This is a genomic window from Kitasatospora sp. NBC_01539, assembly GCF_045040525.1.
Taxonomy (GTDB): domain Bacteria; phylum Actinomycetota; class Actinomycetes; order Streptomycetales; family Streptomycetaceae; genus Kitasatospora.
The window spans coordinates 4,698,796-4,711,893 of sequence record NZ_CP109390.1; the positions used below are offsets into that span (position 1 = coordinate 4,698,796).

At 73.7% G+C, this 13,098-nt stretch carries 12 protein-coding genes and 1 tRNA gene; 7 read left to right on the forward strand and 6 right to left on the reverse strand.

All coding sequences use genetic code 11. The annotated features are described in order from the left end of the window. Positions 1 to 230 precede the first annotated feature (230 nt). The 3 genes from OG335_RS20370 (at position 231) to OG335_RS20380 (ending at position 2,681) form a co-directional block, all read left to right on the forward strand. Positions 231 to 758 carry a SigE family RNA polymerase sigma factor gene (locus OG335_RS20370; protein WP_405012552.1) on the forward strand — a complete coding sequence of 176 codons (528 nt, stop codon included), beginning with the start codon at positions 231 to 233 and terminating at the stop codon, positions 756 to 758. Then, positions 751 to 1,758, forward strand: a complete 1,008-nt coding sequence (locus tag OG335_RS20375; RefSeq protein ID WP_405012553.1) for a hypothetical protein — start codon at positions 751 to 753, stop codon at positions 1,756 to 1,758. The genes OG335_RS20370 and OG335_RS20375 overlap by 8 nt, the downstream gene beginning before the upstream one ends. A gap of 131 nt (positions 1,759 to 1,889) precedes the next feature. Beyond that, positions 1,890 to 2,681 carry an SURF1 family protein gene (locus OG335_RS20380; protein WP_405012554.1) on the forward strand — a complete coding sequence of 264 codons (792 nt, stop codon included), beginning with the start codon at positions 1,890 to 1,892 and terminating at the stop codon, positions 2,679 to 2,681. Positions 2,682 to 2,776: 95 nt separating this feature from the next. Here the strand turns inward: OG335_RS20380 and OG335_RS20385 are convergent, their stop codons facing one another. Then, entirely contained in the window at positions 2,777 to 3,190 is a 414-nt protein-coding gene (locus OG335_RS20385; protein ID WP_405012555.1) for a hypothetical protein, read from the reverse strand. Further along, a complete protein-coding gene (locus OG335_RS20390) occupies positions 3,187 to 5,022 on the reverse strand; it encodes a S9 family peptidase (RefSeq protein ID WP_405012556.1) in 1,836 nt (611 codons plus the stop codon). Before OG335_RS20390 ends, OG335_RS20385 begins: the two co-directional genes overlap by 4 nt. A gap of 210 nt (positions 5,023 to 5,232) precedes the next feature. Between OG335_RS20390 and OG335_RS20395 the strand changes: the two genes are divergently transcribed. From OG335_RS20395 to OG335_RS20405, 3 genes are all read left to right on the forward strand, one after another. Next, positions 5,233 to 5,778, forward strand: a complete 546-nt coding sequence (locus OG335_RS20395; protein ID WP_405012557.1) for a hypothetical protein — start codon at positions 5,233 to 5,235, stop codon at positions 5,776 to 5,778. A gap of 141 nt (positions 5,779 to 5,919) precedes the next feature. Beyond that, on the forward strand, positions 5,920 to 6,615 hold the full coding sequence (locus OG335_RS20400; protein ID WP_405012558.1) for an SDR family NAD(P)-dependent oxidoreductase: 696 nt from the start codon (positions 5,920 to 5,922) through the stop codon (positions 6,613 to 6,615). 323 nt (positions 6,616 to 6,938) lie between these two features. Then, positions 6,939 to 8,027, forward strand: coding sequence for a TolB family protein (locus OG335_RS20405; protein ID WP_405012559.1), 1,089 nt, complete (start codon positions 6,939 to 6,941; stop codon positions 8,025 to 8,027). 43 nt (positions 8,028 to 8,070) lie between these two features. Here OG335_RS20405 and OG335_RS20410 read toward each other — a convergent pair whose 3' ends face one another. The 3 genes from OG335_RS20410 to OG335_RS20420 all read right to left on the reverse strand — a co-directional run bounded on the left by OG335_RS20410 (position 8,071) and on the right by OG335_RS20420 (position 9,975). Further along, entirely contained in the window at positions 8,071 to 8,649 is a 579-nt protein-coding gene (locus OG335_RS20410; protein WP_405012560.1) for a hypothetical protein, read from the reverse strand. A 209-nt stretch (positions 8,650 to 8,858) separates the two neighbouring features. After that, positions 8,859 to 8,932 (reverse strand) — tRNA-Pro (locus OG335_RS20415). Between the two features lie 101 nt (positions 8,933 to 9,033). Continuing rightward, positions 9,034 to 9,975 carry a metallophosphoesterase gene (locus OG335_RS20420; RefSeq protein WP_405012561.1) on the reverse strand — a complete coding sequence of 314 codons (942 nt, stop codon included), beginning with the start codon at positions 9,973 to 9,975 and terminating at the stop codon, positions 9,034 to 9,036. A gap of 306 nt (positions 9,976 to 10,281) precedes the next feature. Between OG335_RS20420 and OG335_RS20425 the strand changes: the two genes are divergently transcribed. Next, entirely contained in the window at positions 10,282 to 10,737 is a 456-nt protein-coding gene (locus OG335_RS20425) for a GatB/YqeY domain-containing protein (RefSeq protein ID WP_405012562.1), read from the forward strand. A gap of 144 nt (positions 10,738 to 10,881) precedes the next feature. Here the strand turns inward: OG335_RS20425 and OG335_RS20430 are convergent, their stop codons facing one another. Next, entirely contained in the window at positions 10,882 to 13,077 is a 2,196-nt protein-coding gene (locus tag OG335_RS20430) for a transglycosylase domain-containing protein (RefSeq protein WP_405012563.1), read from the reverse strand. Between the last annotated feature and the right edge of the window lie 21 nt (positions 13,078 to 13,098).

Below are 13,098 nucleotides of genomic sequence, written 5' to 3' on the forward strand. Positions count from 1 at the left end.
CCACCCGTGCGTATTGCGGGGAACGGACACCGTTTCTCCCGATCCTGCCGAGACAATCCGTCAGAATCACCCGCCGTCCGCTGGAGCGTGTCCGGTCCGTACGGAAGAATGTCTCGCCGTCCGGGCAACCATGACGGGGGATCGTGTGTCCAACAGGCGTGTCGAACGTGATCGAGGCGGTGCCGAGGGTTCCGTTGTCGTTGCCGGTGCGCCGGCCGGCAGATAGTCGGATGAGCTTTTCCGCGGCGGCGGCGGACGCATCGGGTGCCAGCGTCGACCGGCTCACCGAGACCTACCAGGCCCACTACAGGTCGCTGCTTCGCCTTGCCGCCCTGCTCCTCGACGACCTCTCCTCCTGCGAGGACGTCGTGCAGGAGGCGTTCATCCGCGTCCACGCGGCGCGGCGCCGGGTCCGCGAACCCGAGAAGACCCTCGCCTACCTGCGGCAGACCGTCGTCAACCTGTCGCGGTCCACCCTGCGCCGACGGATCCTCGGCCTGCGGCTCCTCCCCAAACCCATGCCTGACATGGCCAGTGCAGAAGAAGGGGCCTACGATGCGCTGGAGCGCGATCAGCTGAGGAGCGCGCTGAAGGGGCTGCAACGCCGTCAGCGGGAGGTGCTCGTGCTGCGCTACTACGCGGACCTGACGGAGGCGCAGGTCGCCGAGGTGCTGGGCGTCTCGATCGGCTCGGTCAAGGCCTACGGCTCGCGCGGACTCGCCGCACTCCGCGTGCTGATGGAGAGCAGTCATGACTGACGGCCTGACAGGGGCCGAGCGGACCGAGCTCGCCCTCCGGGCCCGCTTCCACGACGCCGTCGTCACCCTGGAGCCCGACCCGTCCGCCCTCGGTCGGATCCGTTCCGCCGTCCCGCGCCGCCGGGCCCGCCGCCGCCAGGCCTGGGCCGGTGCCGTCGCCGTCGCCCTGCTCTCCGTCGCGGCCGTCCCCGTGCTCCACGCGGCCCGCCCCCTCGCCCTCTCCGGCGGCCCCGCCGCCGGCAGCACGGAGGCCCGCGACCCCTCCGCCGGTCCGCGGCCCAGCCCGAGCGGCCGGGGCGGCCCGCACCCCCTGCCCGTCCCCGCCGTCCCCGGCGGCGGGCCCGCCGCCACCCCGAGCGGCTCCGCCCTGCCGAGCCCCGGCACGTCCGCCACCTCCGCCGCCACGGCGAGCGTCCCCGCCTGCGTACGGGCCGACCTCGGCCGGGCCGAGGCCCACGCCGACGCCCCCGACAGCGCGGGCAACGTGTACGGCTACTTCACCGTCCGCAACGTCTCGGCGCGCAGCTGCGGCATCACCGGGCCCGGCACGGTCACCGCCGTCGCGGCCGGCGGCGCGGACCAGTCCCGGGTCAAGGTCGCCGACCACATCGCCGGGGACGCGGCCGCCGCCCTGCCCCCGCCCGGCCCCGTCTCCGGCCCGCTGCTGCTCGCCCCCGGCACGGGCTACCGCGTGCGGTTCGGATGGGTGCCCGAGGGCACCTGCCCGAGCGGCGCCGCCGAGGCACGGGCCGCCACGACGGCCGACCCGGCCGCGGGCCCCACCGAGGCCGCGGCCCCCGAGAGCCCCACCGACGGCCCCAGCCCCACCGCCACCCCGCCCGCCGCCGGGCCGAGCGTCACCGTCGCGCACACCCCCGACAGCGGCACCCCGGAGGCGGCCGGCACGGTCGTCACCGGCAGCTGCGGCGGCACGGTGTACCGCACGGCCCCGGAGCCGGTCCCGGCCGATCCCGCGCCGACCGCGCCGGCCACGGGCTGACCCGGCGCCCAGGCCCGCCCGATCGCCGGGCCACCAGACCTCCCGCCCACCAGATCGCCGGGCCGGCCTCCCCGCGGACCCACCGCGACCCTGCGGCCGGGGGCGGCGTAGGAGGTCGTTACCGTGGTGGGGTGTACCGGTTCCTCCTCACCCCGCGCTGGATCATCGCCGGCCTCGTCGCCCTGGCCGCGATCGCGGTGTGCCTGGTCCTCGGCACCTGGCAGCTCGGCCGGTTCGAGGCCCGCGTCGACAGCCACCGCGACACGGTTCGCGCCGGCAGCGCCGCCGCGGCGGCCGCCCCCGCCCCGCTCACCACGGTGCTCACCGCGGACCGCCCGCAGGTCGGCACCGACACCCTCGGCCGCCCCGTCACCGTGACCGGCAGCTACGACGGCACCCACGAACTGCTCGTCCCCGGACGCACCGTCGACGGCCGCGAGGGCTACTACGTGCTCACGCCGCTGCGCACCGCGGAGGGCCGCGCCGCCGTCGTCGTCCGCGGCTGGGCCGCCGGTTCGCCCGGTGCCGCGGCGCAGGCCGTCCCGGCGGCGCCGACCGGTCAGGTCACCGTCGTCGGACGGCTGCAGGCGTCGGAGAACAGCGGCAGCGGCGGCGCCGTCGCGGGCGGGCTGCCCGCGGGCCAGCTCGGCACCATCAGCCCGGCCACCCTCGTCAACGTGCTGCCCTACCCGGTGTACGACGGCTGGATCGCCGCCGACCCCGCCCCGGCCCCGCTGACCGCCGTGCCGACCGTCGAACCGACGGGCGGCGACGGGCTGACGCTCCGGGCGTTCCAGAACCTCGGCTACACGCTGGAGTGGTTCGTCTTCGCCGGCTTCGTGGTGTTCATGTGGTTCCGGCTGGCCCGCCGGGAGGCGGAGGCAGCCCAGGACCGGGCCCTCGGGCTGGACCCGGCCCTCTGAGCCGCTGACTCCGCAGAGCCGGATCCAGGGTCTTCACCGTCCGCGCCCGCACCGTCCGAGCCAGCGCCGTGCGCCCGTCCGGTCAAGGCGTCCGGTCAGGGTGTCCAGGTCGGCGACGGGCTCGGGGTGTACGACCCGCAGCCGTAGCCGTCCCCGCTGGTGCTGCCGCTGTGGTGGTGCACCACGGTGCGACTGCTCTTCGACTTCTTCGAGCTGCGGCCGGACTTCGAGCCGCTGCGGCTCTTCGCCATCAGCTGCGCCCCGGCCTCGCCGAGGACCGACCCGCCGGGCAGCAGCGCGCCCGGGCGGATCGAGAGACCTGCGGGAGCGCCGTCCGGCAGCGCGTCGTCCGCGTCGTCCGCGCCGCCCGGGAGCGTCACGTCCGGGAGCGTCACGGCCGGACGACCCGCCGCGTCGTCACAGGGGTCGTCGCTCTCGTCGGAGCAGCCCGTCGCGGTCAGCAGGACGGTCAGGACCGCCACCGCGGCCAGGGCACTGCGTCTTCTCATCCGTCGTTCCCCCCGTGCGCCGGACGGCCCAGGTGCCGCTGCGCGAAGTCGATCTCCAGCTTCAGCTGCCTGATCCGCTCCTCCACCACGAGCGAGCCGTGCCCGGCGTCGTAGCGGTAGACCTCGTGCACCTTACCCAGCCCGTCCAGCCGGGCGACATAGTTCTCGATCTGCCGGATCGGGCAGCGCGGGTCGTTCACCCCGGCGCTGATGTAGACCGGAGCCTTCACCTGCTCGACGTACGTCAGCGGTGAGGACGCCCGCCAGCGGTCCGGCACCTCCTCGGGGGTGCCGCCGAAGAGCGTGCGGTCGAGCGACTTCAGCGCCTCCATCTCGTCCGCGTACGCGGTGAGGTAGTCGGCGACCGGCACGGCGGCCAGGCCGAGCGTCCAGTCGTCCGGCTGCACGCCCAGGCCCAGCAGCGTGAGGTAGCCGCCCCAGGAACCGCCGGAGAGCACCAGCTGCGCGGGGTCGGCCAGGCCGGAGTCCACCGCCCAGGCGCGGACCGCGCCGATGTCCTCCAGCTCGATCAGGCCGACCCGCTCGCGCAGCGCGTCCGTCCAGGCCTGGCCGTAGCCGGTGGAGCCGCGGTAGTTGACCCGGACGACGGCGTAGCCGTGGTCGAGCCAGGCGGCCGGGCCGGCCGCGAAGGAGTCGCTGTCGTGGTGGGTCGGGCCGCCGTGCACCTCGAAGACCGTCGGGAACGGTCCCTCGCCGGCCGGCCGCTGCACCAGCGCGTGCACCCGGCCGCCGGGCCCCTCCACCCAGACGTCCTCGACCGGCACCGACCCGGGCGGCACCGGGCCGGGCGCCCGCAGCACCACGGTGCCCGCCGTGGACCGGACGGCCGACGGCTCCGCCGCCGACGACCACAGGAACTCCACCGTGCCGTCGGGCCGCGCGGTCGCCCCCGCGACCGTGCCGCGCGGCGTGTCCAGCCTGGTCAGCACACCGGTGGCCAGCTCGTACGAGAACAGCTCGCTGCGGGCCTCGTACTCGTGCTCGACGAGCAGCGACCGCGCGCCGGGCCGCCACTGCGCGGACAGGTCGCCTGGGAACTCCAGGCCCTGCTCGTCGCGGAGCACCAGCTCGGTCTCGGTGCCCGTGGCGACGTCCCACAGCATCGGCTCCCAGCGGCCGGTGCGCTGGTGCGCGACCAGCAGCCGGGTGTCGCCGTCGGCCGGGGCGAAGCCCAGGCAGGCCACCCCGCGCGGCTCGTCGCGTCCGGTCACCTCGTCGAGCTCGGCGACCGCGGAACCGTCCGCGAGCCGCAGCACCCGGATCGCCGAGTGCATGGCGTCGCCGTGCTCGGTGTGGTCGACCGCCAGCAGCGCACCGTCGTAGGAGAGGTCGCCGATGCCGCCGTACTCGGCGTGGTGGTAGACCACCTCCACCGCTTCCGCGCCGGGGCGGCGCAGGTACAGCGTGGTGCCCTCGTCGTCGGTGGAGGTGCCCACCACCACGGTGCCGTCCCGGCCGAGCGCCAGGCCGGCCGAGTACGCGGCGGGCACACCCGGCACCGCCTCCTCGTCCGGGCCGCCCGCGAAGGGCTGGCGCCGCCACACCCCGAACTCGTCGCCGTCCGTGTCGTCGAACCACCAGACCCACGTGCCGTCCGGGCTGAGCTCGGCGTCCGTCGTGCCGTTCGGGCGGTCGGTGACCCGGCGGTGCGCGCCGGTCGTCCGGTCCCAGGCGTACACCTCGTACGTGCCGGTGCTGTTGGACACGTACAGCGCCCGCTCCGGGGCGTCCTCCGCCCAGTCGGGCAGCGACACGCGTGCCGCCCGGAACCGCTGCTCCCATGCCGGTACGGCGTTCTTCTCCTCGCTCATCCCCCCATCCAACCCGATGGCCGGCACCGGGTGGAACGCCTCGGGGAACCCGGGCCGCCGGAGGGCGCCCGGCGACGGGCGGGGTACCGGGCCGGCCCGTCCGCGCCGCCGTCCTGCGGCGACGCGCGGGCGGCACGGCCCTGGCGCGCCGCGGCGCGCGGTCCGGGTTATCAATGAGTCTGGACAAACACGGACAAAAGGAGAAGCGCCATGCCCGTCTCCAACCTGATCGTCGGCCCGCCGCCCCCACTGACCGTCACCGCGGACGGCTCCGCCCTCATCGCCGAGATCGAGGGTTACCTGGCCTCCCTCCCCCCGTCGGCCCGCACCCCCGTCCCGTACGTCTGCCCGCTGGGCCGCGCCCTCCAGCCCTGGAACGCCGACCAGCCGCTGCCCCGCCGCACCGTGCTCGACCGCCTCACCCACCGCCCACCGCAGCCGGTCCCCGTGTCGGTGGCCGGCCACCTCCAGCTGACGTCCCGCTACCTGACGGCCTTCGGCTGGCTGCAGGGCGCCCTCTGGGACTCCCGCGGACGCGTCTGCCTGCTCGGCGCCCAGGCCGCCGTCCTCGCCCACGGCTACGGCACCCCGCAGACCGTCCGCCGCGCCCGCACCCAGGTCATGGAAGTGCTGCACGCCGGCGGCATCACCGTCAGCTCCCCGGACGCCTACAACGACGCGCCGACCACCCGCCAGGCCGACATCCACCGGCTCCTCGCCGCCTCCGCGGCCCGCGCCCACGGGCTCCGCATCTGACCGGCCGCCCGTCCGGGGCTTCCGCCCCACCCGGGCCCGGCGGCAGCATGGACGACAGGACGCCGGAGGCGCCCGGCCGCCCCCGGCCGCCCGCCACGCGACACGGGAACCCGCCAGGGCCCGGGAAGGAGCGGCGGCACCATGCGGACCACCGGACCCCTCGCCCTCGTCACCGGGGCGAACCGCGGCATCGGCCGGGCGACGGCCGAACAGCTCGCCGCCCTCGGACACACCGTGCTCGTCTGCGCCCGCGACCCCGACGACGCGGCCCGAGCCGCCGCCGGGATGCCCGGCACCGCACTGCCGCGCCGCCTCGACGTCACCGACCCGGACACCGTCCGCGACCTCGCCCGCGCCGTCGGGACGGAGTTCGGACACCTCGACGTGCTCGTCAACAACGCGGCCGTCAACTACGACACCGGCGCCCGCGCCACGGACGCCGACCTCGACGACGTCCGCCGCACCCTGGAGACCAACCTCTTCGGCGCCTGGAGCGTCACCCAGGCGTTCCTCCCGCTGCTGCGCCGCTCCCCGCACCCCCGGGTGGTCAACGTGTCGAGCGAGTCGGGCTCACTCGCCGGCATGGGCGGCGGCACCCCCGCCTACGGCGTCTCCAAGGCCGCCCTCAACGCACTCACCCGCAAACTCGCCGACGAGCTCCGACCGGACGGTATTTTGGTCAACGCCGTCTGCCCGGGATGGGTCGCCACCGACATGGGCGGACCCGGCGGCCGGCCCGTCACCGAGGGCGCCGCCGGCATCGTGTGGGCAGCAACCCTCCCCGACTCCGGGCCCACCGGCGGCTTCCACCGCGACGGCCGCCCACTGGCCTGGTAGCGCCGTGGGTAGCGTGGGCGGCGTGGGCGCGAAGAGGCTCTGAGACGACGTCATGGAGCTGTCGGCCCTGCTGCGACACGTCCGGGAAGCCGTCCCTCCCGGTCGGCGCGAGGCCCGGAACGCGGCCCCGGCCGATTCCCGACGGCCGGTGTTACACGGATAGGACAGTTGACGAACAGATCAGGGATCTCCGCTTGCCATGCTTCTCGTGTCGAACAGAGCGGCAGCGGGTCGACCGGGCGGACAGTACCCCCGGGAGAGCGGTGGAGCGGCTCGTCGGACGCCAACTTCCGCACCGTCGTCCTTCCCGGGGGGGAACACCCATGTCTGCTCGTACTCGCCTCCGCACCGCCGCCATCGCCCTGGCCCTCGTCGCCACCGCAGGCAGCTCGGCCCTGCTCACCGCCTGCGGCCCCGTGGCCGACGCCGGTTCGAAGGCCGCCCCCGCCGTCCCCGCCACACCCGCCGCCCGCTCCGCGTCGCCCGGTTCGGCCGGCACCGCCGCTCCGGTCGCGCCCGTCGGCCTGGCGTCCGCGACGCCGTCCACCGCCGCCCCCGGCACCGCCGCTCCTGGCACCGCACCGGCCGTCGTCAACGGGACCGCCCACAGCGCACTGACCATCAGCAACGGCACCCGGTACGTGCTGATGAACGGCACCTCGGTCGACTTCGGCACCGTCGTCCGCGACCTCGCCTGGTCCCCCGACGGGGCCAAGGCCGCGTTCATCACCGGCACCGGCGACCTGGCGACCGCGAACCCGGACGGCAGCGGACGCGTCGTGGTGGCCAAGAACCCCGGCGGCCAGACGTGGTCGCACCCCACCTGGCAGGTCGCACCCGCCGCCGGCGAGTACCAGCTCCCCGCCAAGAACAACCTGATCTTCGCCGCGGCGAAGGACGGTGTCACCCGGCTGAAGCGCGTGACGGCCACGGCCGCCGGCGCGATCCCCGCCGACCTCGCGCTCGGAACCTACTCCGACGAGAACGCGAAGCCGCTGCCCGAGACCGGCAACACCTGGCCCAGCGCCGGCGGCACCTACGGCACCGCCGTGTACGCCAACACCGGCACCGGCGAGGTGTACATCCGCGACGAGTACCTGCGCCAGCAGGGCAGCGCGCTCACCCCCGGCTCCCAGCCCGCACTGTCCCCGGACGGCGAGGACATCGTCTTCGTCCGCGCCGTCGACGGCCACGACCACATCTTCGCCCTGACCGACCACGGCGCCCACAGCAAGGACCTCACCCCGCACGCCACCACGGACTACACCGAGCCCGCCTTCTCCCCCGACGGCCGCACCATCGCCGTCCGTACGCCGTCGGGCATCGCGACCCTCCCGGCCGACGGCTCCGCCGCGCCCACCGTCGTCTCCGGCTACCCCGGCCTGCCCGCCTACCGCGGCGGCCACCGCTGAGACCACCGGACACCGGCCCGCCCCTGATCCCCCGACCCGGGAATCAGGGGCGGGCCAGCTCCGCGCGCAGCTCGTCCAGATGCGCGTCGGCCGTCTCGTGCGGCATGAACTCGACCACGTCGAGAAAACGGAACAGCACCCTCGTCGCGGTGACCGCGTACTCGTACTCGCCGAACCCCACCACCGCGCCCGCCCCGCCCCGGGCCCGACCGCGCACCACGTGCGCCGTCAACTCGTCCGAGCCGTCGGCCGACAGACCGCGGCGCGCGTTCGGACGGGCGAGGTACGGGCACACCATCGCGGCGTACAGCATGCAGGCGCGATGCCCCGGCCCCTCCAGCGTGGGCGCGACATTGCGGTACGGCCGCCCGGCCGCGAGCGCGTCGGCGATGGCCGCGCTCTCGTCCGCACCCACCACCCGCCACACGGTGCCCCGCGGCATCACCGTGTTGCACACCGAACACAGCCGTTCGCGGGCACAGGCCGCACTGCGACCGTGGTCGGTGAGCGCGAACTGCGGTGCACCGTCCTCCCACGGGGTGATCGCGGGCACCGGATAGCCACGGGGATCATGCGGCCTGGCCTCGACGGCCGCCGGCTTGGGAACGCTCTCGAAACGCACCGCCCATACCTACCAGCCACCCCCACCCGGGGGAACCCCACCCCGGCCCGAAAAGCCTGCACGGCCAGACCCGTGTGCATGCGTCAGGCTCCAGACCGCCGGTGTTCGGCACGGGCACCTTCACCGCCACCGTCCCCGCCCGAGCTGCCCCCGGAAACGCCGGAGGCCCGGTATCTCTCACGAGATACCGGGCCTCCGGTCTTACTGGGTCGGGGTGGCGGGATTTGAACCCACGGCCTCTTCGTCCCGAACGAAGCGCGCTACCAAGCTGCGCCACACCCCGGTCCTGCTCTGTTGCCTTCCGTGTCCGGCGCAACGAGTAGAACTCTAACAGGAGGTGTGCCGAGAGACGAAATCCGATTCCCCGGGGGGCGTCGGGGCAGGTCAGCGGCCGGGTGTGAGGGTGAGCAGGGTGGCTTCGGGCGGGCAGGCGAAGCGGACCGGGGTGTAGCGGTTGGTGCCGCAGCCGGCGGAGACGTGCAGGTAGGAGCGGTGGCCGCCGGCCTTGTGGGTGGAGAGGCCCTTGACCCGGTCGGCATCGAGGTCGCAGTTGGTGACCAGGGCGCCGTAGAAGGGGATGCAGAGCTGTCCGCCGTGGGTGTGCCCGGCCAGGATGAGCGGGTACCGGTCGGCGGTGAAGGCGTCGAGCACCCGCAGGTAGGGGGCGTGCACGACGGCCAGCGACAGGTCGGCGTCGGGGGAGGGCCCGCCGGCGACCTTGGCGTACTTGTCGTGGCGGATGTGCGGGTCGTCGAGGCCGGTGAACTCGACGTCGAGGCCGCCCAGGGTGAGTCGGCCTCGGGCGTTGTTGAGGTCGAGCCAGCCGGCGTCGTCGAAGCCGTCGCGGAGCTTCTGCCAGGGGTTGTGGACGGCGCCGGTGATGCCGCGGCGGCTGGTGCCGTCGGGGTTGTTGAGGCCGTGGACGCCGCTGCGCAGGGCGCTGAGGTAGCGGGTGGGGCTCTTGCGGGCGGGGCCGTAGTAGTCGTTGGAGCCGAAGACGTACACCCCCGGGAACTCCATCAGCGGGCCGAGGGCGTCGAGGGCGGCGGGTACGCCGAGCGGGTCGGAGAGGTTGTCGCCGGTGTTGACCACCAGGTCGGGGCGGAGGCCCGCGAGGCTCTGCAGCCAGCGCTGCTTCTTCCGCTGTCCGGTCACCATGTGGATGTCGGAGACCTGCAGCACTCGGAGGGGCCGCGCGCCGCGCGGCAGGATCGGGACCTCGACGCGGCGCAGCCGGAACGAGCGGACCTCGTAGCCGGCGGAGTAGGCGAGGCAGGCGGCGCCGGTGGCGGCGATACCGAGCGGGACGGAGTACAGCGGTCGCATCGCCCCATGGTCTCAGACCCCGGATCACGCCGGGAACGGGCAGGTCACTCCTGGTGCTCGCGAACGGCGACCGCGAACGGCGACGGCGACCGCGAACGGCGACGGCACTGCGGCCGCCGGTGGGCACCGGCGGCCCGTGCGGCCTGTGCGGCCCGTGCGGCCCGTACGCGTCGGTGTCGCCCGTCGCCGTGGCCTGATCCGGGGAAGGCTGATCCGGGGACGGCTGGGACAGGAACGGCGGGGGCGGATCCGCGGGACTGCCGATATTGCCGGGCGTCCGGGGCTCGGACCTTGCAGAATGGCGGCATGACGACGCTCAAGATGCAGCTGCGGGACGACCTCACGGTTGCGATCAAGGCACGGGACGAGCTCCGCTCGTCCACCCTCCGGCTGACGCTGTCCGCGATCACCAGCGAGGAGGTGGCGGGCAAGACCAAGCGTGAGCTGTCCGACGGCGAGGTGCTGAAGGTGATCGCCCGGGAGGCGAAGAAGCGCCGGGAGGCCGCGGAGGCCTTCGACACCGCGGGACGCGCCGAGTCGGCCGCCCAGGAGCGGGCCGAGGGCGAGGTGCTGGCGCAGTACCTGCCGCAGCAGCTGTCGGACGAGGAGCTGGCCGTGATCGTGGCCGCCGCCGTCGCGGAGAGCGGTGCGTCGGGGCCGCAGGCGATGGGCGCGGTGATGAAGCTGGTCCGTCCGAAGGTGGGGGACCGGGCCGAGGGCGGCCGGGTGGCCGCCGCGATCAAGGCGGCGCTGGCCGGCTGACCCGGCCGCCGCAGCGCACGCGGACGGACACCCGGCACGGACGGTCCGGACGGGCCCCGCGTACGAGGACGCGTACGGGCCGCGTACGGGACGCCGGAGGGCGGCCACCCTGTTCGGGTGGCCGCCCTCCGGTCGTTCGCGGGCTCAGCGGTGTCCGGGCCTGCCGGAGTTGCCGCCGATGACGCCGGGCGGCAGGGTGAACCCGCCGTTGATGACGCCGGTGTCGCCGGTCGGCGGCGGGGCCTGGGTGGTGGGCGTCTCGGACGGCTTCGGGGCCGTCTCCGGCAGCTCGACGGTCTTGAAGTTGGTCCGCTTGGTGCCGACCAGCACCTCGTTCATGGCCTTCTGCCAGATCGGGCCGGGGCCGGTGGCGCCGTACACCGCGTCGAAGCGGGTGCCGCCGATGGTGATGTTGCGCATCGAGGTGTTCTTGGTGGGGCCGCCGAGCCAGACCGAGGTGGCGAGCTCCGGGGTGTAGCCGGTGAACCAGGCGGCGTACCGGTTGTCGGTGGTGCCGGTCTTGCCGGCGATCTGGCGGCCGTCCGAGATGTGGATCCCGGAGGCGGTGCCCTTCTCGGTCACGCCGAGGAGGAGGGTGTTGATGCCGTCCGCGGTGGTCTCGGACATCGCCTGGGTGCAGTCGGCCTTCGGCACGGCGAGCTTCTTGTTGTCGGTGCCGACGACCGAGGTGATGGCGACGGGCTTGCAGTACTTGCCGCGGGCGGCGAAGGCGGCGTAGGCGCTGGCCATGGTCAGCGGGCTGACCTCCTGGGTGCCGAGCACCATGGAGGGCACCTGCTTGATCGGGCTGCCGTTGGCGAGCTTGCCGATGCCGAGCTTGGTCGCCATCTGCTTCATCGCGCAGAGGCCGACCTCCTCCTCCATCTGCACGAAGTAGGTGTTGACCGAGCTCGCCATGGCCTCCTTGAGAGCGTAGGGGCCCTTCTCCTTCTCGCTCTCGTTCTCGACCGGCACGCCCTTCTCGTTCCAGGTGCCGTCACAGGTGGACATCCTGGGGTAGTCCATGTCGTGGGGCGAGGGGTACTGCTGGTCTATCGGGATGCCCGACTCCAGGGCGGCGGCGGCGAGGATCGGCTTGAAGGTCGAGCCGGGGGCGAAGCCGTTGCCGCCGCCCATCGCCGCGTCGACGTTGAGGTTGAGCACGGTCTCGTGCTGGTCGGAGTTGAGACCGTACGGGCGGGTCTGCGCCATGCCCACGATCTTGCCGGTGCCGGGCTCGACCATGGTCATCGCGGCCGACACGCTGTCGGTGACGTGGACCTTGGTGGTGACGGCCTTGTAGGCCGCCTTCTGCTTGGCCGGGTCGATGGTGGTGTAGATCTTGAGGCCGCCCTGGGTCCAGAGCTTCTGGCGGTCGGCCGCGGTCTTTCCGAAGACCGGGTCCTGCTTCACGACGTGGCGGACGTAGTCGCAGAAGAAGCCCATGCCGGAGTCGGCGGTGATGCAGCCGTTCAGCGGTTCCTTGTAGTGGATGCCGAGCGGCGCGGCCTTGGCCTCCTTGGCCTGCTCCGCCGAGATGTGCTTGTTCTCCAGCATCTTGTCGATCACGGTGTCGCGGCGGATCTGCGCGGCCCGCGGGTGCAGGATCGGGTCGTAGGCCGAGGGGTTCTGCACGAGGCCGGCGAGCGTCGCGGCCTCGGGCAGGGTGAGGTCCTTGGCGCTCTTGCTGAAGTAGCGCGTCGACGCGGCCTCGATGCCGTACGCCTGGTGCCCGTAGAACGTGATGTTCAGGTAGTTGGTGAGGATCTGGTCCTTCGTCAGGTCCTCTTCCAGCTTGATCGCGAACTTCAGCTCCTGGACCTTGCGGCCGAGGCTCTTCCGGGTGGCGTCCAGGAAGGCCTGCTGGTCGTCGCCGGCCTGTTCGACGAAGACGTTCTTCACGTACTGCTGGGTCAGCGTCGACGCGCCCTGGGTCGCGGCGCCGGCCTCGGCGTTCTTGGTGATCGCGCGCAGCACGCCCTTGAGGTCGACCGCGCCGTGCTCGTAGAAACGGGCATCCTCGATGTCGACCTGGGCCTGCCGGATGACGGGCGCCATCTGCTCCTGGGTGAGGATGGTGCGGTCGCGGTCGTAGACCTTGGCGATCACGCCGCCCTTGGCGTCGTAGATGGTCGAAGCCTGGGAGAGGGCGGGCGTCTTGAAGTCGTCCGGGATGTTGTCGAAGCTGTCGGCGGTGTCCTTGGCGGTCAGCCCGAACGCTCCGACGGCAGGCAGGGCCACACCGGCCACCAGGATCCCGGCCAGGACGCTGGTGCCGAGGAGCTTGATGCCGAGACCTGCCTTGTCGAGCACGGATCCCGCGGGTCGCTGAGTCGCCATGGGGAGAACACTACGTCGCAG

What these genes read in the sequence shown, in the direction of transcription:
- OG335_RS20370 (WP_405012552.1), top strand. Translation starts at nt 231, where the DNA reads ATGAGCTTTTCCGCGGCGGCGGCGGACGCATCGGGTGCCAGCGTCGAC.
- OG335_RS20375 (WP_405012553.1), top strand. Translation starts at nt 751, where the DNA reads ATGACTGACGGCCTGACAGGGGCCGAGCGGACCGAGCTCGCCCTCCGG.
- OG335_RS20385 (WP_405012555.1), bottom strand. Translation starts at nt 3,190, where the DNA reads ATGAGAAGACGCAGTGCCCTGGCCGCGGTGGCGGTCCTGACCGTCCTG.
- OG335_RS20390 (WP_405012556.1), bottom strand. Translation starts at nt 5,022, where the DNA reads ATGAGCGAGGAGAAGAACGCCGTACCGGCATGGGAGCAGCGGTTCCGG.
- OG335_RS20395 (WP_405012557.1), top strand. Translation starts at nt 5,233, where the DNA reads ATGCCCGTCTCCAACCTGATCGTCGGCCCGCCGCCCCCACTGACCGTC.
- OG335_RS20400 (WP_405012558.1), top strand. Translation starts at nt 5,920, where the DNA reads ATGCGGACCACCGGACCCCTCGCCCTCGTCACCGGGGCGAACCGCGGC.
- OG335_RS20405 (WP_405012559.1), top strand. Translation starts at nt 6,939, where the DNA reads ATGTCTGCTCGTACTCGCCTCCGCACCGCCGCCATCGCCCTGGCCCTC.
- OG335_RS20420 (WP_405012561.1), bottom strand. Translation starts at nt 9,975, where the DNA reads ATGCGACCGCTGTACTCCGTCCCGCTCGGTATCGCCGCCACCGGCGCC.
- OG335_RS20425 (WP_405012562.1), top strand. Translation starts at nt 10,282, where the DNA reads ATGACGACGCTCAAGATGCAGCTGCGGGACGACCTCACGGTTGCGATC.
- OG335_RS20430 (WP_405012563.1), bottom strand. Translation starts at nt 13,077, where the DNA reads ATGGCGACTCAGCGACCCGCGGGATCCGTGCTCGACAAGGCAGGTCTC.